This is a genomic window from Dyadobacter linearis, assembly GCF_907165045.1.
Classification (GTDB): Bacteria; Bacteroidota; Bacteroidia; order Cytophagales; family Spirosomataceae; genus Dyadobacter; species Dyadobacter linearis.
The window spans coordinates 1-22,388 of the sequence record NZ_CAJRAU010000010.1; the positions used below are offsets into that span (position 1 = coordinate 1).

A 22,388-nucleotide genomic window follows, 5' to 3' on the forward strand; every position below is an offset into this window, starting at 1 on the left:
CCCGTATAACTACCGCCATTCAAATAAGCCTTAACAAGCCTAAGCTTAAAATTCAAACTGTGTTTTTTGTAATTAACCATAAAAATGCCCCCAAGAAGTGTCTAACTTTTTGGGGGCAGTGCATTTTCAGATAGCGGCTCTTCCATATTTGTTGATCAATTATTCTTTGTGACTACCAGTAGCGATCATCGCGCAACGGAAACCTACCATTGCAGTTGCCGAATCCTGATCCATGTAGCGGCGTGTTCCCGGAGATAACCAGTAAGCAACATCCGACCAAGAACCTCCTTTGTACACCCTCAGCTTATCATCAACAAGCGAGTTAGCATTCTTGGTATCGTAGTTTTTAGAATCATCCTGGTATCCGTCACGACGGAAAGAGTTCAAATCGTTTACGTCTGAGTTAGAAAGCGGACGGTAAACGTCATAAACCCATTCACTTACGTTACCTGCCATATCATACAAACCGTTGTCGTTTGCAGGGTATGAGCGAATTTCCTGAGTGATAATAGCACCGTCATTGGATTTTCCGGCAATACCAGCGTAGTCACCAGGACCACGTTTGAAGTTCGCAAGCATTGTTCCTTGTTTCCGGCCACGTGGCTGACGCATCGTAGAACCGTCCCATGGATAAATTCTTGAATTGGACTGGTTTTCGTCAGAATACTGTGTTCCGATCATTGCCATCGCAGCATATTCAAACTCTGCTTCTGTTGGCAGACGGTAAGGCGGCATTACGTAGCCACTTTCAATTCTAAGTTGTGGTGCAGGAGCAGCAGCTTCTGCTGTTGCAACTGCTTCGCCTTCTGCTTTTTTCTTTTTGCCAAAAGAGAAACCTTTCTTTTTCTTGCCTCCTGCGGCAGCTGCACCGGCTGTATTGTTAGCCTGGCTCACAGCGGCAGTACGCCAAGCACAGTAATCATTAGCCTGAACCCACGACACACCAACCACAGGGTAAAGGCGGAAACCAGGGTGACGAAGATACATGGTCACGTAAGAGTCATTGAAAGACAATTCGTTAAACCATACATTCGTATCAGGTAAAGCTTTGCTGTAAAACTCTTCGGAGGAATCTCTCTGAACTGCGTTCAGGTATTCAAGATAGTGAACATTGGCAACCTCAGTCTGGTCCATATAGAACGACTGGATACTTACTGTTCTTTTTGGATTATCCCTTCTTGTCATCACATCCTCTTCCAGAGAGCCCATTGTGAAACGGCCTCCCTCAATGTACACAAGGTCGGGGCCAGCAGGCAGCGCCTTGTATTGCTTTACTTCAAAGCCATCTTTGCCATTGTATGCCAACCCTGTTTTAGAACTTGTCTTACCAGGTTTCAAGCTGGTAGGTCTTTTGTTCTTACTACATGAAGTAGCCGCTAATAACACAATCAACATCAACGCGATCGACCGGGTACCCATCTTTTGCATGCAAATCATTGCTTAAAGTGACTTTATAGTTTGGTATTTTGTAGTATGCGAAATCGCAAATTTATGAAATGAAACTAGAATATTTCTAAAAATCAATTAGCTCGTCATTTCGGCGAGGATATTCCGCGCCTGATCAATACTTTTTACATCTTCACAAATCAGGATCAGCTTGCCTTTCTGGTCTTTTAAAGAGATTTGTTTGGGATGTTTTTTAATGTAGTCGATAACCTGTCCGAACTTGGCTGACTGGAAAAATTCGTCATTCTGCGAAGTAACGAAGTATCCTTTCAATGTATTGCTCTTTAAAGTTAGTTTTTCAAAGTGCAAACTCTCTGCTTTCCAGCGCAAACGCACGGTTTTCAACAAATCCTGAACTTCCAGTGGAACAGGGCCGAACCTGTCCAGTATTTCCTGTTCAAATTTCGCCAACTCATCGTCTGTTTCAATATTGTCGAGGCGGGTATATAACGACAATCTTTCCGAAATATTTTTGACATAATCGTCTGGAATCAACGTAGCAAAATCTGTCTCGATCTGGGTGTCCGCAACCAGCTTGGCAGGTAATCCCAATGCATTTGCGAAGAGATCTTTAAACTCATTATTTTTCAATTCCTGAACAGCCTCGTCGAGCATTTTGTGATACAATTCATAACCCAGATCATTCACAAAACCACTTTGCTCGGCTCCCAGCAAGTTACCTGCGCCGCGAATATCCAAATCCCGCATTGCTACTTTAAAACCGTCTCCCAGTTCCGAGAACTCTTCCAGTGTTTGCAAACGCTTACGCGAGTCGCTGGCAAGTGTCGACGCATTGGGCGTAAGCAAATAACAGAATGCTTTCCGGTTTGACCGCCCTACCCGGCCGCGCATCTGGTGCAAATCCGACAGCCCAAACATGTGCGCCGTATTAATAATGATCGTATTCGCATTCGCAATATCAATACCGGATTCAATGATATTGGTCGAAACCAGTACATCATATTCACCTTCAATAAAGGCAACCATTACTTTTTCCAGCTTATCACCGTCCATCTGGCCGTGCGCCACGCCTATTCTCACATCTGGTACCAGTCTCAAAATGATATTCGCGATCGACTCAATATCGTTTACGCGGTTATGGACAAAAAATACCTGCCCGCCGCGGTTTACCTCAAAACTGATCGCGTCGCGGATAAATTCTTCGCTGAAAGTATGCACTTCCGTGGTTACCGGCTGCCTGTTTGGTGGCGGTGTAGCGATTACCGAAAGGTCACGCGCGCCCATTAATGAGAAATGCAGAGTCCGCGGGATCGGGGTAGCTGTGAGTGTTAAAACATCTACATTCACCCGCATTTCCTTTAACCTATCCTTCGCTTTTACTCCAAATTTCTGCTCCTCATCAATAACCAATAACCCCAGATCTTTGAATTTGACGTCTTTATTCAAAATCCGGTGGGTACCTATTAAGATATCAATCTTACCTTCTTCGGCTTGTTTCAAAGTTTCCTTGATCTCTTTCGGCGACTTAAAACGGTTGATATACCCCACCTTCGCCGGGAAATCAGCCAGCCGCTCGCTGAAAGTTTTGAAATGCTGCATTGCCAGAATCGTGGTAGGTACGAGCACCGCCACTTGCTTGCTATCACAAACCGCCTTGAATGCAGCCCTGATCGCGATTTCTGTTTTACCAAAACCAACATCCCCGCACACCAGCCTGTCCATCGGGTGCGCTTTTTCCATATCATCCTTCACATTCGCAGTGGCAGTAGCCTGGTCAGGCGTATCTTCATATATAAAGGAAGATTCCAGCTCGGCCTGCATGTAATTATCGGGCGAATAGGGGAATCCGGGCGCCTGCCTGCGTTTGGCGTACAATGCGATCAGCTCGTGGGCAATATCTTTAAGCTGCTTTTTAACTTTCGATTTTTTCGCTTCCCAGTCACCCGAGCCCAGTTTGCTCATAGCGGGCGGCGTACCTTCTTTACCGGTATATTTGGCAATCTTATGCAAGTTATGCACACTCACATACAGCAGATCGTTATCGCGGTAAATCAGCCGGATCGCCTCCTGCTCTTTTCCATTCACATCTTTCCGCTCCAAACCCGCAAACCGACCAATACCATAATCTACGTGCGTCACAAAATCACCCACTTGCAGCGATTTCAGTTCCTTTAATGTGATCGCTTTCGATTTGGTAAACTTGTCCTTCAACCGGTATTTGTGAAAACGCGCAAATATCTGGTGATCCGTGTAGCAAGCGACTTTTACATTATCATCCACAAAACCTTCCCGCAGCGAAATGTGCATGGGCCGGAATTTTACGAATGGATCCAGATCTTCAAAAATACGTTCGAGCCGGTCGAGCTGCTTGGGCTGCTCGGCTACGATGATATTAACATAACCTTTGGATTGATTTTCAGATAAATCATCGATCAACCTTTTGAAATCTTTATTAAATGAAGGCTGCGGCTTGGAGGAATAGGGAATTTTAGTTTCTGTTTTGAAATAAGACTTTTTGCCAAATTCAACAGTTTTAAATTTTTTCACCTGCGTCAGAAAACCTCTCCGCGTCTCGAACAGATCCTGGGGATTCGACACGATCTGAACGCCGCCGCCGGTCACTTCTTCCAGTGCTTTTTCCGCTTTTTCAAAACATTTCTCAATCACTTCCAGCGTCAGTTCCACGTCTTTGAACCATACTGTCGTTTCAGGCGCAAGAAAGTTGAAAAACGATTCCCGCGTCTCGTGCGATAGTTTTTGCTGAATATCCGGCACTATATTGATCTGCTTCGCAGTTTCGATAGAAAGCTGGGTATCCGGGTCAAAAGAGCGGATACTTTCTACCTCATCACCAAAAAGCTCGATCCTGAAAGGGTGTTCATTTGCAAATGAAAAAACATCGATAATACCCCCACGCACAGAGAATTGGCCCGCCTCAAAAACGAAATCCGTGATCTCGAACCCATAGCTCGTCAAAAATTCGGTCAGAAACGAAGGATCGAGTTTCTCTCCCACTTTTACCGAAAAAGTATTGGCTTTCAGCGATCGTTTGTTGATCACTTTTTCAAACAATGCTTCCGGATAAGTAACAAGTTGGACGGGCGTGGCGCGACCGGCACTGAGCTTGTTCAGGATCTCCCCGCGCATCAGTACATTGGCATTATCCACTTCCTCGTAGTGATACGGTCTTTTATAGGAGGTCGGGTAAAAAAGTACTTCCGTTTTTCCGAGCAGATTTTGCAGGTCATTCTGGAAATACGCAGCCTCGTCGCGGTCACTTAATATGTACAGTGCCGGACTTTTTTTTCGCTGCTGGATCGACGCTGTCACGACCGCGTCCAGGCTGCCGACCAATCCTTTAATTTGAATATGAGCCGATTCGGGATTCTTAGAACTGATCTGCTCTACCAGCAGATCCATGTAACCGTCGCCTCCGTATAGTGTCAATAAGTCCTTAACTTCCAAGTAGTTTCAGATTAAATTGCGGCTGTTGCCGACTGTGGATTTTAAACGCAAAAAGCCGTTTCGGGGATTTTCCCGACCGGCAAAAAAGATAACATCAGCACGGAAATTTTCGTTTGCCGTTTTGATGTGATACAAAAATAAAGCCAAAAGTGGCAGCTTACAAGTTACGGTTCTGTTAACAGACGTTGCTTTCGTTCCTATATTCGCATATTCAGCTTACTTTCTGATTGCGAAACAAATGATCGACTGGCTTAACAAGATGATTTCCCTGGGAATATTCGTTACCACTCCCCTGGAAATCCTCGGTTTTGTAACCGGCGCAATCTACGTTTACCTGAACACCCGCCAAAATATAACCAGCTGGTTTTTCGGGATTGCGAATGCCCTTTTATACGCGGCCGTTTTCTGGCAGGTAAGGTTATATGCCGATATGGGTTTGCAGGGATATTACTTTTTCACGAGCATTTACGGCTGGTGGATGTGGAAATTCGGCGGGGCCAATCACGATGTTTTGAAAGTAACTTTCACACCCAGAAAACTCTACCCAATCTTCGCCGTCATATTTATAACAGGCACCATTTTGTGGGGATTTTTGCTGGAAAAATTTACAAACGCCAGCTTCACCTACCTCGATTCCGCATTGACGATCGCCAGCCTGATCGGTCAATATATGCTAGCCCGGAAATACCTCGAAAACTGGATAGTCTGGATCATCGCCGACGCCTGCTACGTAATCCTATATTTCTACAAAGCCCTAAACCTAACCGCATTCCTGTACGTTGTATTTATGATATTGGCAATGGTAGGGTTTGTGAGGTGGAGGGGGGATTTGCAGAAGGAACGTGGTTAGCTGAAGTTGTGACGGGGTTGATAATTTGTTGTCATTTGATGGTCATTAGTTGTCATTAATAGTCATAGGTAGTTCATTCATTGTCAGGTACTGAAATGACATTCTCAGGAAACAATTAATGACAACTAATGACTAAAATGACAACTAATGACCAACAATGACCACCAATGACATTCCTCCCCTAAATCACCCCAAACAAAATCTCCTGCTCTTCCAGCAGCGCTTGAATGCGATCGGATTGCTGGAATATAATGCGGAGCTCCTTTTTGTCAACACCTTCTTCATCGTCCAGCCACTTCCAGTCTTCGGCAGTCGCGTCGAGGAGGTCGATTATGGTGAGAATTTTATCTTTTGATTTTTCTTTTGAAAGCCAGTCTGCCGAGTTACTGATGTAGATAATGATCTGTTTTGCGCCGATCCAGGAAAGGTCATTCAGCATTTCGTCCAGATCTTCCAGGCTGGTACCCTCGTAATCAGGGAATTGCAGCGCCTCTGCGAGCTGGTTGTGAAAATCCTTGACAGACAATGCGTTTTTTCCATCAATGTGCGCAACTACAGCGGCGTGGAAAGTTTTCTGTACCTCCGTTTCATTTGGCGCGACCAGAAAGTGCGTGTTTTTCATTATTATTTCAAATATCGTTTTCTAAATAAATGCATCATGTGCACATTAATGGCCCATTGATCTGCCAGCGGCTGGTTGGTGAATGGTACTGTGGGTAAATAATGGGGAGGTCCAAATTCGGTCAAAACTGTTAGCGTTTCGCCATTTTTCACCTTTTGTTCCACCACTGCATCCCACCAGGCGAGATGCGCTTTTACGGTCGCCTCCCATTCCGGTGCCCGGGGATCGTTTACCTGCGGGCCTTCCTCGTGCCCAATGCGCGAGTGAATATGCCCCGTGCGCGACAATGCGAGTTTAACAGTTTCCTGCTGATCCTGCAACAAACTTTCGTGCACATTACACCAATGCGAAATATCCAGCGTCAGTTTCAGTTCCGGATTTTTCTCCATAAAATCTCTCGCAATATGCGCAGCAAAAAGCATCCTCCCGCGGTGCGTTTCGTGGTAAATCGGAATGCCGGTTTTTGCGGTAGCAGCCGTAGTATGGTCTATAAATGCCTTATTTTGTTCGTAATTAAAGAAATCCTTGCCGCTGTGACAATTGATATACAGTGGTTTCTGTTCGTATTCAGTCGAAGCCGCATTGATCTGTCTTTTAAAAATATCCAGGTGCTTCGCATACTCTCTTTCTCCCGAACCACACAGGAATCCGACGTCCAGACTGTATTTTTTCAAAGCCGTAAACAGCTCCTTTTGCTTTTCTTTCGTGCCCGGCCACCAGATTTCGAGACCGTCGTAACCTTCTTTTTTTATAGCTGCGCAAAAAGCATCCGTGTTGCCTACGAAGCCCCAGTTTGTCCCGAATATTTTCAAAGAAAACTTGTCTGCAAACTGAAAAGGCGCTTTTTCAGCATCTGAAATGGCTTCAAAGCCCGTTAATACGCCCGCTGTGGCGATCGCACTGCTCATAAATTTCCGACGGTTCATGTTTATTGTTTTTTGACTTCTTCTTTGCCGGTTGTATCCCCGGCTTTCAAAAATTGCGCTACTGCCGCCTCGTTGAACCCATTCACAACCAAAAGGTTAGGATTTTGCCTGCCCACCTGGCTCACCGCACTATCCGTAACAGCCGATTGCCACACGTAAATCGAGCGCAGCGCCTTCATGCCGGCAACATTCTTCAAACCTTCGTCGCCCACCTTGGTATCTACAATATTGATGTATTCGAGGTAAGGAAGTGGTTTTATTGCAGCAATACCCTTGTCGGTGATACCGGTATGTTCAATGTGGAGCTTGCTGAGGTTTGGGAATTTGGCAATTTGCTGCAAAGCCGCGTCGGTAATCTTGGTACCACCCAATTTCAGCCAAGTAATCTGCTGTGCAACGGGTTGCAGCAGCTCCATTTGTTTGTCAGTAAAATCAGGCAAATTCACCGCACTTATTTCGAGTAGGTTCTGATCCTGCGATAAGGTATTGACGATCAGTCCGGTTTTGCGCAGGTTTTCAATAGCCTGTTCATTTGCCTTAGGAACTTTCACACTCAATACTGCCGAAGCCTGCGCCGCGCCTGTACCCGCCGGCGCTTCTTTTCCAAGCGACGCCAATGCAGGTTTAACTGCTTCCGAAACGGTCATTTGTGATACCTTCTTATCTGCCGAAGCACCCTGATCAATCCACCAGGAAAGCAATGCGATCTGGTCTGTCGTCAATTGCGGCTTACCTTTCGGCGGCATGTGTTCGTCGTCATTTTCAGGCAGCAAACACCTCTTGATCATATCACTTTCAGCCCCTTTTCCAACCACAAAAGCAGGGCCGTTTTCGCCACCTTTGGCCAGCAATGCAAGTTGATCCATTCTTAAATCACCTTTGCTTTTACTCGCGCTGTGGCACTGCGTACATTTCGCCTGCAAAATCGGCTGTACGATATCAGAATATACGACAGCCTGCTGTACATCCGCAATCGGCTTGATCTCAGTAGGCTTTTCTTCCATCGGTGGCAGGCCAGCCAGTCCGCGGAAGGGTTCGGGAGTATATTGCGTGAGGTATCCTTCACCGTGCGTAAGCGCGCCGCCGTCGTGACCGGCGGTCAATGTCAGCAAGGTTGCGATAAGGATTGCAGGGAGATAAATGACTTTGATAGAAGGTATTGCCCGTTCAAATCGGTCTGATTTCACGAACCACGCGGCCCAGGCAAACACAGCTACGCCAATTCCTTTCCACATGTGGTTATTAAGGAGATCAGCATCGTAGCCGCCGGTCAGAGAAAGTAAGTAACCGGCTACGCAGGCAAAAGTGGCACTTATCGCTGACCAGAATAGAATAAATACAATTGTACCCTCACTGACTGCGATTTTACCCCAGCGCCGCCCGAGTTCGAGCAGTGCCCCTATCAATAAGAAGCCAATGGGAAAATGGACGATTGCCGGGTGGAACCTGCCAATAAAAGTAGCCCAGGACGAGTCCTGAAGTAAAATGTAATGCATGATCAGGGGTTTAGTGTCAATCTAAAATATGCGCTCATTTGCCTTTCAAAGCCGGAAAACTTCGGGAAGGCTGAATGCCTGGGGTGAATTGTCTTCATTCACATCCATAATATCCGCCATATGGTCCCACCACTTTTTCATGATCGGCAATGCTGCCAGGCCGGAAGTGGTATCGTTTTCCCTCAGCTTCTGAAAAGCAAAAAGTGCCAGCGTTCTTTCGTCTAAAAAAATATAATATTCCAGTACCCCTGCATTTATCAAAAGTTCAGACAATTCCGGCCAGATTTCGTCGTGGCGTTTTTTGTATTCCGTTTCAAAACCCGGCTTCAACTGCATCCGGAAAGCCTTCACTTTACTGTTTTCCATTGTTTAAATTTCCTAAGCGAGTACTTCTTTAACAACTTTTCCCTCCGTGTCAGTAAGCCTGAAGTTTCTTCCTTGGAAGGGATAGGTGAATTTTTCGTGATCAAAACCCATTAAATGCAGGATAGTAGCCTGTAAATCATGGACATGCACCCTGCCTTTTGTACCATAATAACCCAGTTCGTCTGTTTCTCCATGAGAAAAACCCTGCTTAACACCGCCACCGGCCATCCACATGGTGAATGCATCCAAATGATGGTCGCGGCCCATATAAGGCATTACCAGTCCATTTCTATTTTCTTGCATCGGCGTGCGGCCAAATTCTGCACCCCAGATTATGAGAGTTTCCTCTAAAAGCCCGCGCATCTTCAAATCTTTGATCAATGCTGCAACAGGCTGATCCGACTCGCGGCATTTCTGGCGGAGGCCGCCTTCCACGTTATGATCTTTGGAAGTACCGTGCCCATCCCAGCCCCAGTCAAAAAGCTGCACGAACCGCACATCGTTTTCAACCAGTTTCCGCGCCAGTAAGCAGTTCATCGCAAAAGTCCCCTCACCAGGTTTTACCCCATACATATCCAGGATAAACTGAGGCTCCTTGGAAACATCCATTACCTCTGGTACGGACATTTGCATTCGGAAGGCCATTTCGTATTGACTGATCCTGGTTAGGATCTCGGGATCTTTTACATCTTCGTAAGTCTGCTTATTGATTTCGTTAATAGCCTCAATGGTCTGCTTGCGCATATCCCGGTTCATTCCGCTTGGGTCGCTTACATACAGAACGGGATCTCCGCCTGTCCGGCATTGCACGCCCTGGTATACCGAAGGCAAAAAGCCGCTGCCAAAAACGCTCTTTCCTGCGTCAGGCTGCTGCCCGCCGGAAGCTAATACGATAAATCCAGGCAGATTTTGATTTTCAGATCCTAATCCATAAACAGACCAAGCACCCAGACTCGGCCGCCCAAGCCGCGGGCTTCCGGTGTGCATTAAAAGCTGCGCCGGAGCATGGTTGAACTGGTCGGTATGCATTGCTTTGAGAAATGTGATCTCATCGGCAACAGTTTGTAGATAAGGCACATAATCCGACATCCACGCACCCGACTGCCCGTATTGGGCAAAGTGACTTTGCGGACCCAGCATTTTTGGAACACCTTGTATGAATGCAAATTTTTTCCCTTCCAGAAACTCAGCCGGACAATCCTTCCCGTGGTATTTGAGCAATTCAGGTTTATAATCAAAAAGCTCCAGCTGGGAAGGTGCGCCCGCCATGTGAATATAAATAACGCGCTTCGCCTTGGGAGCAAATTGCGGAATGCGCGATTGAGCAATATTACCCACTGGACTATCGGCCGCAGAAGAAGTCCCGCAAGAATCCAGCATAGTGCCTAATCCCAACGCCCCGAGCCCAAATCCAACGGACTGCAAAAAATGCCTCCGCGTTTGATGCAGCAGCGTCGCATGTTGTAATTCCTTTCTCAGCTTTTCCATCTCTATGAATCCCCGGGCTGAAGCCCGGGGCAATTGATTTTTGTTTGTAGGCCTGGTGCGTTCGCCCGGGCCTGTCGTTACTATTCCTTCTACCGCTAATCAATTTCCGTCGACTTCAGTCGACGGAAAAAGGGCTAAATCCGGAGCATCTATTTTATTTGCCTGGGGCGTTCTTCCCGGGCCTGTCTAATTTATTGCTCTATTCCCCGGGCTGAAGCCCGGGGCAATTGATTTTTGTTTTTGGGCCTCGGGCATTCGCCCGGGCCTGTCGTTACTATTCCTTCTACCGCTAATCAATTTCCGTCGACTTCAGTCGACGGAAAAGGGCTAATCCGGGGCAATTATTGCGTTTTTGTTTGCCTGGGGCTTTCTGCTCGGGCCTGTTTATTTATTGCTCTATTCCCGGGCTGAAGCCCGGGGCAATTGATTTTTTATTTTAGGCCTGGGCGGAACGCCCATCGCTACTATCCAATTCCCCTAATCAATTTCCGTCGACTTCAGTCGACGGAAAAAGGGCAAAACATGAACAATAGATTTTTGCCCCCGCCCGCAAAAGCTACTCCTTCGTAATCACATTATCCAGATTCAACATCACATTCGCCGAAATCGTCAGCGCAGCCAGCTCCGGCGTTCTTTCTTTCCCGTAAACCAGCATACTATCTGCTTCAACAGGCTTCTTCTTATAAGCGTCGAGGGCTTGGTTGTACACTTTCACCAATACATTCAGGTTCTTCTGTTCAATAGGCTGGAATGTGAGCATGCGATACCCTTCTTTCAATTGCTGCTCCGGCGTTTTACCGCGTTTCTGCATTTTCTTAGCCAGATTTTCAGCCGCTTCCAGGAATACCGGATCGTTTAGCGTCACCAGTGCTTGCAAAGGTGTATTGGTCAAAATCCTTCTTGACTGACAGAATTCCCGGCTTGGTGCGTCAAAGGTGACCATCGACGGATAAGGTGCCGTGCGTTTCCAATACGTGTAAACGCCGCGCCGGTACCGGTCCTCGCCTTCACTCAAAGTCCACTTTTCACCACTATAAGGCGACTGCCAGATCTTGTCGGGCTGCGGCGGCATTACGCCCGGACCATACATTTTATCCGAAATCAACCCACTGCAAGCCAGCGCCTGATCACGAACCTGTTCGGCGCTGAGGCGAACACGCGGCCCGCGCGAGATCCAGATATTGTAAGGATCTTTTTCAAGTTTGTTTTCATCGGTTTTAGAGCTTTGCCGGTAAGTTGAAGACATAACGATCGTTTTCAACATCTTTTTAATGCTCCATTTATCCTCCTCCATCAACTTCACCGCCAGCCAGTCCAGCAGTTCCGGGTGAGTAGGTTCGGCTCCCTGCGAACCGAAATCTTCTACCGTTTCCACAATACCTTTTCCGAAAAGCTGCTCCCAAAATCGGTTCACGATCACGCGGGAAGTCAACGCATTATCGCGGCTCACGATCCATTTTGCCAGTCCGACGCGGTCTTTCGGTGCATCTTTCGGCATGGGCGCCAGCAGCTTGGGCACATTGGGCTGCACTTCTGCGCCTTTTACCATCCAGTTACCTCTTACAAAGACATTCGTTTTTCGCGCAAAATCACCTTTTCCCTCCCAGATCACGGGCATACTCTCCGCCTGGTGCGTCAACAAAGTGGCATAGTCCGCGACGATTTGCTGATATTCCGGCTTGTCATTTCCCGGCAATGCTTTTTGAAACGACATCCAGGTAATGCGCACCCATTCGTCGGGAGATTTCGGACTTTTTAGTGAAAGAAAAACATCGTGTTTGCCCATTGTTTTTGCAATAGGCGCAATGATCACAGAGTCTCTCGCCGGTACCTTGATTTCTGAAATAACAGGTCCGTCCAGTTTGTCCAGATGCAGGGATAAAACCGCATTTTCCGCCTTAGTAGCGATATTCATCACCACATTATCAGCATTGGAAAGGTCCACCTGCGCAATACGTGCGTTTCCGTTGTTTTTTACACCATAATAAGAGATCAGCAATACCGTCGACTGATCGCCTTTTATGAAATTGTGCGCATTGATCTTCGGCTCCATCACTTTCATAAACTGCGTAACCTCAGGCAGTTGCTCCGGTTTGGTTTCCCTGATCCAGCTTTTCACTCGCTCCACCCGGGCCGAATCTTCCCCTTTGTAAAACCGCATTTTCGGCCATTCATCCCACACATCTTCGTCACGGGTATTGTTAAAAAACGCCATGTACTTGTAATAATCCTCGTGCGGGATCGGGTCGTAAGGGTGGCTGTGGCATTGAATGCACGCGAAAGTAGTCCCCTGCCAAACTTCCCAGGTCGTATTCACCCGGTCAATCTGCGCGGCAGTTCGGAACTCTTCATCGTCGGTACCGCCTTCATTATTCGTCATCGTATTCCGGTGGTAGCCGGTCGCGATCATATTCTCTTCCAGCGGGAAACCGTCTTTATCAGTTTCCAGCAAATCCCCGGCAAGCTGCTCGATCGTAAACTTGTCAAAAGGTTTGTCCTGATTGAAAGATTTGACCACATAATCGCGGTAACGCCACATTGTCCGTCCGCCGTCGCTTTCGTAACCCTTAGTATCTGCATACCTCGCCAGATCCATCCACATAGAAGTCCAGCGCTCGCCGTAACCCGGCGATTTCAGCAACCTGTCGACTACCTTTTCGTAAGCATTTTCCGATTTATCATTTACAAAATCGGCTACCTGCTTTTCAGTCGGAGGTAAACCGGTCAAATCCAGGCTCACGCGGCGGATTAATGTCGCGCGATCGGCTTCGGGGGATACTTTCAGCCCTTTGTCTTTTAATTTATCCAGAACAAAATGGTCAATTTCATTCGTAGCCCACTTTTTATCGCCGGTATTTAATAAACCAAACAGATTGCTAAAGCCGTTCAGCGAAGGCACTTCGGGCTTTTCTACTTGCTTGTAAGACCAATGCGTTTCCCACTTTGCTCCCTCGTCGATCCATTTTGTGAGGATATCAACCTCGTCATCATTCAGAGGCGTGCCATTTTTAGGCATTTTCTCATCAGGATCGTCACTTAATATTCGCCGGATCATCTCGCTGGCGTGCGCGTCGCCGCGGACAACAGGTATCTTGCCCGACTTGCCGGGTTCCAGCATTTCGTGCTCAAAAAGGAAACTCACATCCCCAGCCTTCTTCACTCCCCCGTGGCAACCCATGCAATGCTTATTCAAAATAGGCTTCACATCGGCATTATAATCCACCGACGAAGAGCCTGCTGAGCCCGAAAACCAGAGAAAGGAAGATATAGCAACGATCAGAACTCCTGCACCAATAAAAATTCTGTTACTCACCATCCTTTTGCTATTCTATTTGTCAAAATCATCAACAATACCAATTTACAATCTTTAAAAGTATTTATCGCCAATGCTTTACTTAGAACGCTGCATTTACTGCCACGTTGCATTTTGCTTCACATTCGGGTTGCCAAGCAGCTCTTTTACAGGCAGTGGCAACACATAATCCTTCGCTTTTGGCACTCGGTCCACATTGTATTTCTGGGCAAAATGTTTGATTTCCTTGCCGAGATAGTCAATAGGTCCGCCGAATTTGCTTTTTCTGCGCAGCTCAGGATACATCACCTGCTCAAACACAAACTCCTGCATTCGTTCCTGGATGATCGCGTCACGCAAAGTAGCCTGGGTCAGACCCTTCAATGCAGGAATGCCGGCGCGCTCGCGCACTTTGTTGATAGAAGCATAAGGGTCACCCTGCCCGCTTTCGTTGCAAGCTTCGGAATGCCCCAGCAGAATATCGGATAAACGAATGTAAATCGTGTTTTTCTCGGTGGCCGAGTTGCGCCTGTCGAGTTCGGCGATCTTGTTGGACCACGCTTTGCCAAAGATCATTTGCGCAGGATCTTTCGGGTTCGCATCTGATTTTACCACACCTCCAAACCGCGACAGATTGTAATCCGCTTTCGGGCTCCACGTTACCATCGGGTAGGTTCCGTTGATTTTTCCAAAACGACCGGTCGGGTAGGTTTCAATGAATGTACCTGCGATCCTCTTGTCTTTGGGATCATAAGCTGCGCGGAATTCCTGTGTCGTGCTGATCCAGCTCCATCCCGAGCCGCCCAGTTCACTTGGGAAATCTTCGGGGTTAAAGTGCGCCGAATGCTGGCTGTATTCGTTGGGGCTGGCCGTGGCGGATACCTGCGCTTCAAAAATACGCTCGCCCAAATTTTCATGTGCCAGGTCAAAATTGTGCGCAAAATCGGGATACAATGTGATACCGCTGTTGTTGATAATATCTTCCGCAGTCACTTTGGCATCGGCCCATTTCTCGTCCCACAATTGGGCTTTCATAAGGACTGATTTCGCCGCCCATTTCGTCGCACGGCCCATATCTACGCCTGTGTAACTGGCAGGAAGCAGCTCGATCGCAGCCTTTGTATCTGCATAGATCTGGTCAATAATAGCCCGGTTGCCGCCACTGTTCGAAGGAAGCTCGGTGATGTTTTTGGTTGACTTAATAGAAAGCGGAGCATCGTCAAAATAGCTGAGCAGACCGTAATAGTAAAATGCTCTCAAAAACAAAGTCTCGCCTCGTAATCTGTCGATCAGCGCCTGATTGCTCGGATCTTTCATAGCTTCGGCAGTTTCGATGATCGCATTCGCGCGGTTGATCGACCGGTAGCAAATGCCCCAGTAAGCTTCAATGTATTCATCGGCTGGATTTACATTGCCGAGATTGAATTGCAACGGCCCTTTTTCCCAGCCTACCTGGTACCCGCCGATCAGACATTCAAATACATATCTGTCATAAAAAAAGCCGAAACCGCCCGAATTCAAATCGTCGTAAACCGCATTCACGCCCAGTTTCAGTTCGTTCGCCGATTTGTAAAACGTATCCGGATTAATAAAATCAGGTTTTTCTTTAAGGTCTGAACAACCGGCAACGCTCAGGAGCGAAAGGATCAGGAAAAATGCCCGGGATTTATGTAATAGTATATTTTTCATTTTTGTAAAAGTCTGAGGTACAAATGAATGGACTTAAAAACCCAGGTTCAGGCCAACTGTATACATCCTTGCGCGGGGATATGCATCGTAATCGTCGCCGCGGTTCAGGTTGTTTTGACCCTGGTTATTTACCTCAGGATCAAACCCTTTGTATTTCGTGATCAGGAATAAATTCTGGCCGCTGGCGTACATTCTGACAGTGCGGATGTACTTGGTTTTCAGAGGTACTGAATAGCCCAGGGACAAATTTTGCAACCGAACAAAAGAACCATCCTGAATGAAAAACGATGATCTGCGGAAGGAAATAAAATCCCTTCTTCCGTCAATTACCGGTCGTGGCGCATTTGGGTTTTCCGGTGTCCACGAATCTGTCAGGATATTCCCGATCTGGTTGATCTTCTGCACCCCGTCGCCCATTTCAGATTGTTGCAGGTTCCGGACCTGGTTCCCGTGCACGCCCCTGAAAAATATGGCCAGGTCAAATCCTTTGTATTTGAGGGTTGTATTAAAGCCCCAGGTCAGTTTCGGATTAGGATCACCGATGATCTTGAAATCGTCGGTTGTGTATTTTCCGTCACCATTTACGTCCTCATATTTAGGATAACCTGCTTTTGCTGAGTAACTTTTCCCTTCTTCTTCACTCTGAAACAACCCTACATAATTGTATCCCCGCCACACACCGATCGGGTTGCCGGCTTCCACCCAGCTTCCAAGTACACCGAGGTGACTGCTTGTACTACCCGCGAAAAATGGCGTGCTTTTACCAAGGTCAAGGATTTTGTTACGAAGAATGGAAATATTGCCGCTCACGTCCCAGCTGAATGTATTGGAACTCATTAACTTATAATTGGCAGAGAATTCCAGTCCCTTGTTGGTCAGCGAGCCGGAGTTCAGCATAATGATACTGAAACCGGTACTTTGGGGAATAGACACGTCGAGGAGCAAATCGGTGGTTTTATTTTGAAATGCATCAACAGTAAGACTCAGCCTGTTTGAGAGCAATGTAAAATCAAGACCGATATTGGTCATGGAAGTACTTTCCCATTTCAAATCATTGTTTGAAATACGGTTTGGCCCGTAACCTGAAACCAATGTAGGTGTGCCGCCCAAAACATAGTTATAGGGCACCAAACCCGCTATTGAGCGGTAAACCGGAATTTGAGAGTTACCAGTTAAACCATAACTCGCGCGGATTTTGAAATCGTCAAATACAGAAGCAAGTCCTGAATTTTTGAAGAAATTCTCATTGACAACACGCCAGCCCAGTGCAGCCGAGGGGAAAGTGGCCCATTTGTTATTAGGTCCAAATTTAGAGGAACCGTCGCGGCGCAATGTAACGGTAAGCAGGTAGCGGTCTTTAAAATTGTAATTCAAACGGCCTAAATACGAAAGCAGCTCCCATTCAAGACGCCCCGAAACAGGCACCAGCGGGCGGCTTCCATTTTGCATATTCACAGCCTCCACATCGTCAGAAGGCAGGCCGCGGGTCGCTACGGATTCAAAATAGTTAACCTCTTTTTGATAAGTATACCCCAGCGTCACATCCAGAAAATGCCCTTTTGCGACTTCTTTATTATAACTTAATATGTTCTCGTTCAGGATATTGTTACTGTTCCGATTGGCTTTTTGCAGTTCGCGGTCATTCTGGCGGCCCAGGTAAGTGAAGTTGTTGTAAAAAGTCGTGCGGCGTGCATTTACCAAATCGACACCCAGACTGGTTCTGAATTTCAGTCCGTCCAAAATATTAATGGTCAATGCGGTAGTTCCAAACAAGCGATTCGTCCAGTCTTTGTCATAACCCTCCGTTGCCTCTGCCAGTGGGTTTGTCAAAAAGCGCTGATCGTAGCTCGCATATTGATAACCGCCCAGATCATCAAAAACACCCACGGTAGGATCGAGACCTAATGCGGAAATGACGATACCACCCGGTCCACCGCGGTCAGTAGGCACGTTACTACTTCCCGAACGGTTGAAAGACCAGCTGTTGCTCAGCGTCGCTTTTCCTTTCAAAAAGTCGTTGTCCAGGTTCATCCTGAAACCGTACCTGTTGAAATTTGTATTCTTGATAATCCCTTTGTTGTCAAGGTAGTTACCTACAAATGCATAGCGCATTCCCTTAGTACCTCCCGTGAAAGAAAGCTGGTGATTGGACAGCCCGCCGGTTCTTGAAATTACATCCCACCAATCAGTACCGTTGCCTATCTGGGCGATCTGCTGGTCGGAATAGCGTGGATTACCACCCTGACTTTTTTCGAGGAGATTGATATACCGCATATAGTCCCCGCCATTCAGCACATCTACATTATTAGCAATACTTTGAAATGAATACGAACCGTCGTAATCCACGCTGCTCTGGCCTTCTTTCCCGCGCTTGGTCGTGATCAAAATAACACCATTTGCGCCGCGCGAACCGTAAATGGAAGTTGCAGAAGCATCTTTGAGTATTTCAATGGACTCAATTTCGTTGGGGTTGATAGACGCCATCGCATTCGTAGGCTGGCGGTTTCCGCTGGTTCCAAGTGCGGTATTATCAGGATACATCGGAAATCCGTCGATCACATATAGCGGCTCGCTACCACTGTTGATGGAGTTCGCCCCGCGCACGCGGATCGAAATACCGCCACCCGGCGCGCCGGAAGTTTGCGTTACCTGCACACCCGGCGCCCGCGACTGGATCGCCTGATCCACAGAAGTCACAGGCATTTCCCGGATCGCCTCGCTCTTAATACTCGAAACCGAGCCCGTGAGATCACTTTTCTTGACAGCGCCATAACCGATCACGACGATTTCTTCGAGCGATTTGTTTTCCGGTTCCATCACCACCGCAATAGAGCTTCGATTATCGATCGCCAGTTCCTGCGGCTTGTACCCTACGAAGCTGAATACCAGCACTGCGCCTGCTCTCTGGGGCACGTCTATTTCAAAATCCCCGTCAGAATTGCTGGTAGTCCCTTTTTGCGTTCCTTTCAAAACCACACTCACACCCGGCAAGCCCGCGCTCGTTTCGTCGGTTACCTTCCCTTTAATTACCTCGGCGGCTGGCATTGCCGCATCCTCGGTTTTCTCAATCTGTACCGGCGGAAGCGCAGCTCCGGTTGGCGAAGTCAGCAATATCCGGCCCGACGTAAGCTGGTACGAAATATTCAGCGGCTCGAAAAGTGTCGTGAGCGCTGCGCCGAGCTTTTGGTTTACAATATGGATATTGACCGTACGTTCCGCTTTGATCGCTTTCTGACTGTAAGCAAACTTGATTTCGGCCTGCGCTTCCAGGTCGCGCAGCACGTCTTTCAACTCGGCGTCCCGCGCGTGAATTGTAACTTGTCGGTCCATAATTTCCTGTGCGCGGCTCTCACCGGCCGCGTAAGTCAGGCTGGTGCAGATGACTGCAAAAAGGATTTGGGCGAGCGATATTTTCATGACAATGCACAGTGCTGCACACCATTTTAATTGTAGGTTTCTTTGCATAATTTTGAAGGTTCTATTTGTAAAAACAGGACGTTGGCCGCATGTTCTCTCTGTCCAGGATCGCTCATGCAGGCTGTAATAGGAGCCGGTAGTGTTGACGCACTATCGGTTTTTTGTTTAGCTCAGGTTTTTTCTCAGCATAGTTCAGGGGTTAGGGGTTTAGGTTTAGTCGCAGCCGCGGCCGTTGATCAGAATGCGCGTTCCTTTTACTTCGTAATCTGCGCCCACCGATCCGCAGATCAGGTCAAGCTTTTCGTAGAGGGATAAATCGGTCATATCGCCTGTGAAGGTGCATTCGGCAATTCGGTCGTTGGCAAAAACGATCTCGATACCATAGCTTTCGTGCAGCGCCTCCACGATCTTGCCCATTCCAATATTGTTGAAAACCGGCCGCAAATCGTCAGTAGCTACATTTGCCTTCACCGGCTCCACTACCAGCCCGGTCATCAAGTGCCGGCTTTCGGGGAAATAGGTAACCCGCTGATTGGGCGTCAGGATCACGCCGTTGGAATGCGGGCTGGCCGTATTTTCAGCGAAAGAATCATTGTTTTCAAATACCGAAACCTTACCCGTCACCACTTCCACTTCCAGCGCCTGGTCTTTTGCATTGGTCTTGATCCTGAAACTGGTACCCAGCACGCGCGTGATCAACTTGCCGCTGTATACGAAAAATGGTTTGTCCGGATTTTTAGTGATTTCAAAAAATGCATTGCCCACAAGCTGCACGTCGCGCTGATCCTTTGCAAATGTGCAGGGATACATAATGCGGCTGCGGGGGCTGAGTGTGACGGTACTGCCGTCTTCCAGCCGAATTTTCTGAGTGCTGTCAGAATTGTTGACGCGGGTAATAAGTTGTCCGGCAGGAGCTTGTACCAATATCTTTTCCTGGCTGATCACCTCGCGGGAACTTGCTTTGCCAAGGAATACCCAGCAGCCAATAGCAATAATGACCGCCGCTGCCGATGCGTAGGTTGTGCCGCTGCGCCACCATTTTTTAACTAATATTTTCTGATATAATTTCTCCTCATTGATCTCTGTCCGGATATTTCCGAGAATGCGGTCCTCTGTCTGCTCACGTTCGTTTGCGTCGAGTGTAAGTAATGACTCTTCGTTCAGCTTGTCGTACCAGAGGTGGATCTTCGCAATTTCCTCTTGTGTACAATCTCCGTTGTGGTATTTGAGCAGCAGAGACTGGATTTCCTGATTGTTCATTGAAAGGCTTGATGTATTCCTTTACATAAGCCGCAGAAAGGCACCTATTCCCTAAATAAGTTTAGAAAATCTTCTAAAAATTATAGGTTAGTATCGGATTCGACCTGAAATTGTTTTTTTAATACAAATCAGAAACCTATTGGAAAAAGGGAGAGACAAAAGCCAGTAAAACGGAAAGTGTCTGTTTGAGGTAACTGCGCACAGACTTGGTGGCTTTGGTAAGATGGTATTCAACTGCTTTTTCAGACAGCTTGAAATGTTTCGCAATACGGGCAAGCGGCCAGTGTTCGAAGCGATAGAGCTTGAAGATTTCCTGGGATTTTTCAGGAAGAATATGCAAACCCTCGTCAATCGCAGTGATCAGCTCGCTTAATGCAATCTGGTTTTCGATATTGCATTCACCCAACGCAGAGAAATCGGGTGTTTGACTGAGATACGCTTCTTTGGAAATATTGCCGCGAATATGGTCTACAACCTCATACCGGACAGCAGAAAAAAGATAATAGTCGAGATTGATGATCCTGTCAGTGGCCCTTTCACGCCATAGTCGCATGAATATATCCTGCACAATCTCTTCGGCTGCTTCCTTGCTCTGGAGCTTTCGGTATGCGACCAGGAACATCTTATACCAGTATCGCTGGTAGATCACAGTGAAAGCATCTTCGCTTCCTCCCTGCAATGCTTCAATAAGCTGTTCATTCTCAAAATTGTCAGTCATGACGGGTTCAGGTAGCGCGGCACAATAGTGACTTAACTCCGACAAATTTATATTAATTGTGCAAATAATTTTATTTCAAGGCTGTCGGTTGCTGAACAAAAGGGTACTGCGAAATATTCTTACTACTTGTGCAGGTAGTATTACGCTATTTTTTACCATTAGCTAAAAAGCGGCTCCAACGTATATAGATATCAGTAAGTGTATCCATGTAAGGGTATTCCTTATAGGTGCCAACTTTGCGAAAACGAGTAGAAAAACCGGTTAGACTGCACTTATTGACAGCTTTTCAGGAAACCGGGTAATCTTACTTAGTCATTTCTGTACTTTACCGTATTGACGCGGGGAGGCAGGTAAGACTACCTTTGAATTCTTCAATATCTATTACTCAACCCCGAAAAAATGGAACAATCTATCACGCATGCCTGCCTGGTGCATCCCCATCCGTTGGAATGCGAAGCGGTGGCCGAGTGGTTAAGGAAAAGGTCTTACATTGAGCTGGTAGGTAAATGCAATAGCCTCGAACAAATTACGCAGCTCCCTTATCTGAAAGACGTAGATATCGTCGTAGCCTTCGCCCATCAATCGGACCATACCGCCGATCAGATCCTGAAAATCCGGAAAATGCACCCAAACCTCAAATTTTTGCTGCTCGCACCGAGCCCTTCTGCCGAGTCGGTGAGGGAAGTGGTGAGGTCGGGAGTGAGTGGTTATATTGTTTTTGAATCTGAGCTGGATGAATGGGAAAGGGCTGTCAGGGCTGTTTCTGAGGGGAAAGTTTACTATGGACAAGAGGTAATGCTCAAACTTGCGGAAAGCTCTCTCGACTTGTACACCCAGGAACCGGCGCCTACTACCAGGGATTTTTTGAGTAAAAGAGAAGTGGAAATACTACGCCTGGTGGCCAGTGAGTATTCTACCAATAAGATCGCGAATGAGCTTTGTATCAGTGATAAAACAGTGGAAACACACCGCAGGAATCTGTTTCATAAGTTAGGTGTCAAGAATTCGGTGGGCCTGACGAAAATAGCTGTCAGAATGGGCGTTGTTTAGTTTTTCATGAATTTTTATCATGGGAAACCCTTAAAAATCCTCCTAAAAACCCTTAGAAAAATCAGGGTAAATATTGTTGAAAATCAGGGTATCTGCCGATTGATTTCACGTTCCCGAACCGGCAACTTTGTCTAAGTATTTCAATTATGGAACTGACAAAGCGCGAAACGGAAATCCTCAACCTGATCATGGATGAGCTAAGCTCGAAAGAGATAGCTGAGAAGCTGGGCGTGAGCATTTCAACCGTGGAAGCGTACCGCCGGAGCCTGTTTCGCAAATTTAATGTCCGGTCGGTGATCGGGCTTGTGAAGGCGGCGATGAAGATGTAGCACTTTACGAAAT

At 47.1% G+C, this 22,388-nt stretch carries 15 protein-coding genes; 3 read left to right on the forward strand and 12 right to left on the reverse strand.

What is annotated here, in order from left to right:
- Positions 1-159 precede the first annotated feature (159 nt).
- Complete coding sequence (locus tag KOD92_RS24335; protein WP_215236230.1) at positions 160-1,428, reverse strand: SUMF1/EgtB/PvdO family nonheme iron enzyme; 1,269 nt, start codon at positions 1,426-1,428, stop codon at positions 160-162.
- Between the two features lie 96 nt (positions 1,429-1,524).
- Positions 1,525-4,872 carry a transcription-repair coupling factor gene (gene mfd / locus KOD92_RS24340; RefSeq protein ID WP_215236231.1) on the reverse strand — a complete coding sequence of 1,116 codons (3,348 nt, stop codon included), beginning with the start codon at positions 4,870-4,872 and terminating at the stop codon, positions 1,525-1,527.
- A 238-nt stretch (positions 4,873-5,110) separates the two neighbouring features.
- Here mfd and pnuC point away from each other — a divergent pair, with 238 nt between their 5' ends.
- Positions 5,111-5,722: a nicotinamide riboside transporter PnuC gene (gene pnuC / locus KOD92_RS24345; RefSeq protein WP_215236232.1), complete on the forward strand. Its 612-nt coding sequence runs from the start codon at positions 5,111-5,113 to the stop codon at positions 5,720-5,722.
- 181 nt (positions 5,723-5,903) lie between these two features.
- On the opposite strand, the gene KOD92_RS24350 is transcribed toward pnuC, so the two are convergent.
- The 10 genes from KOD92_RS24350 to KOD92_RS24395 form a co-directional block, all read right to left on the reverse strand.
- Entirely contained in the window at positions 5,904-6,344 is a 441-nt protein-coding gene (locus tag KOD92_RS24350; protein ID WP_215236233.1) for a barstar family protein, read from the reverse strand.
- A gap of 2 nt (positions 6,345-6,346) precedes the next feature.
- Positions 6,347-7,270, reverse strand: a complete 924-nt coding sequence (locus KOD92_RS24355) for a sugar phosphate isomerase/epimerase family protein (protein ID WP_215236234.1) — start codon at positions 7,268-7,270, stop codon at positions 6,347-6,349.
- 2 nt (positions 7,271-7,272) lie between these two features.
- The gene (locus tag KOD92_RS24360) at positions 7,273-8,766 is read right to left on the reverse strand and encodes a c-type cytochrome domain-containing protein (RefSeq protein WP_215236235.1); all 1,494 of its coding nucleotides are present in this window, start codon (positions 8,764-8,766) and stop codon (positions 7,273-7,275) included.
- 45 nt (positions 8,767-8,811) lie between these two features.
- A complete protein-coding gene (rhaM, locus tag KOD92_RS24365; protein ID WP_215236236.1) occupies positions 8,812-9,132 on the reverse strand; it encodes an L-rhamnose mutarotase in 321 nt (106 codons plus the stop codon).
- A 12-nt stretch (positions 9,133-9,144) separates the two neighbouring features.
- Entirely contained in the window at positions 9,145-10,620 is a 1,476-nt protein-coding gene (locus KOD92_RS24370) for a DUF1501 domain-containing protein (RefSeq protein ID WP_215236237.1), read from the reverse strand.
- Positions 10,621-11,176: 556 nt separating this feature from the next.
- Positions 11,177-13,936: a DUF1553 domain-containing protein gene (locus KOD92_RS24375; RefSeq protein WP_215236238.1), complete on the reverse strand. Its 2,760-nt coding sequence runs from the start codon at positions 13,934-13,936 to the stop codon at positions 11,177-11,179.
- Positions 13,937-14,029: 93 nt separating this feature from the next.
- Entirely contained in the window at positions 14,030-15,601 is a 1,572-nt protein-coding gene (locus KOD92_RS24380) for a RagB/SusD family nutrient uptake outer membrane protein (protein WP_215236239.1), read from the reverse strand.
- A gap of 33 nt (positions 15,602-15,634) precedes the next feature.
- Complete coding sequence (locus KOD92_RS24385) at positions 15,635-19,066, reverse strand: TonB-dependent receptor (RefSeq protein ID WP_229254824.1); 3,432 nt, start codon at positions 19,064-19,066, stop codon at positions 15,635-15,637.
- Between the two features lie 165 nt (positions 19,067-19,231).
- Positions 19,232-20,278 carry a FecR family protein gene (locus KOD92_RS24390; protein WP_215236240.1) on the reverse strand — a complete coding sequence of 349 codons (1,047 nt, stop codon included), beginning with the start codon at positions 20,276-20,278 and terminating at the stop codon, positions 19,232-19,234.
- A 136-nt stretch (positions 20,279-20,414) separates the two neighbouring features.
- Positions 20,415-20,996 (reverse strand): RNA polymerase sigma factor, encoded by a 582-nt coding sequence (locus tag KOD92_RS24395; RefSeq protein ID WP_215236241.1) that lies wholly within the window; start codon positions 20,994-20,996, stop codon positions 20,415-20,417.
- A gap of 399 nt (positions 20,997-21,395) precedes the next feature.
- Here KOD92_RS24395 and KOD92_RS24400 point away from each other — a divergent pair, with 399 nt between their 5' ends.
- Both KOD92_RS24400 and KOD92_RS24405 read left to right on the forward strand, forming a co-directional pair.
- A complete protein-coding gene (locus tag KOD92_RS24400) occupies positions 21,396-22,046 on the forward strand; it encodes a response regulator transcription factor (protein WP_215236242.1) in 651 nt (216 codons plus the stop codon).
- Between the two features lie 146 nt (positions 22,047-22,192).
- The gene (locus KOD92_RS24405) at positions 22,193-22,375 is read left to right on the forward strand and encodes a response regulator transcription factor (protein WP_215236243.1); all 183 of its coding nucleotides are present in this window, start codon (positions 22,193-22,195) and stop codon (positions 22,373-22,375) included.
- Positions 22,376-22,388 lie beyond the last annotated feature (13 nt).

Coding starts and splice junctions, on each gene's coding strand:
- KOD92_RS24335 (WP_215236230.1), bottom strand. CDS start 1,428: ATGCAAAAGATGGGTACCCGGTCGATCGCGTTGATGTTGATTGTGTTA.
- pnuC (WP_215236232.1), top strand. CDS start 5,111: ATGATCGACTGGCTTAACAAGATGATTTCCCTGGGAATATTCGTTACC.
- KOD92_RS24350 (WP_215236233.1), bottom strand. CDS start 6,344: ATGAAAAACACGCACTTTCTGGTCGCGCCAAATGAAACGGAGGTACAG.
- KOD92_RS24355 (WP_215236234.1), bottom strand. CDS start 7,270: ATGAACCGTCGGAAATTTATGAGCAGTGCGATCGCCACAGCGGGCGTA.
- KOD92_RS24360 (WP_215236235.1), bottom strand. CDS start 8,766: ATGCATTACATTTTACTTCAGGACTCGTCCTGGGCTACTTTTATTGGC.
- rhaM (WP_215236236.1), bottom strand. CDS start 9,132: ATGGAAAACAGTAAAGTGAAGGCTTTCCGGATGCAGTTGAAGCCGGGT.
- KOD92_RS24370 (WP_215236237.1), bottom strand. CDS start 10,620: ATGGAAAAGCTGAGAAAGGAATTACAACATGCGACGCTGCTGCATCAA.
- KOD92_RS24375 (WP_215236238.1), bottom strand. CDS start 13,936: ATGGTGAGTAACAGAATTTTTATTGGTGCAGGAGTTCTGATCGTTGCT.
- KOD92_RS24380 (WP_215236239.1), bottom strand. CDS start 15,601: ATGAAAAATATACTATTACATAAATCCCGGGCATTTTTCCTGATCCTT.
- KOD92_RS24385 (WP_229254824.1), bottom strand. CDS start 19,066: ATGCAAAGAAACCTACAATTAAAATGGTGTGCAGCACTGTGCATTGTC.
- KOD92_RS24390 (WP_215236240.1), bottom strand. CDS start 20,278: ATGAACAATCAGGAAATCCAGTCTCTGCTGCTCAAATACCACAACGGA.
- KOD92_RS24395 (WP_215236241.1), bottom strand. CDS start 20,996: ATGACTGACAATTTTGAGAATGAACAGCTTATTGAAGCATTGCAGGGA.
- KOD92_RS24400 (WP_215236242.1), top strand. CDS start 21,396: ATGGAACAATCTATCACGCATGCCTGCCTGGTGCATCCCCATCCGTTG.
- KOD92_RS24405 (WP_215236243.1), top strand. CDS start 22,193: ATGGAACTGACAAAGCGCGAAACGGAAATCCTCAACCTGATCATGGAT.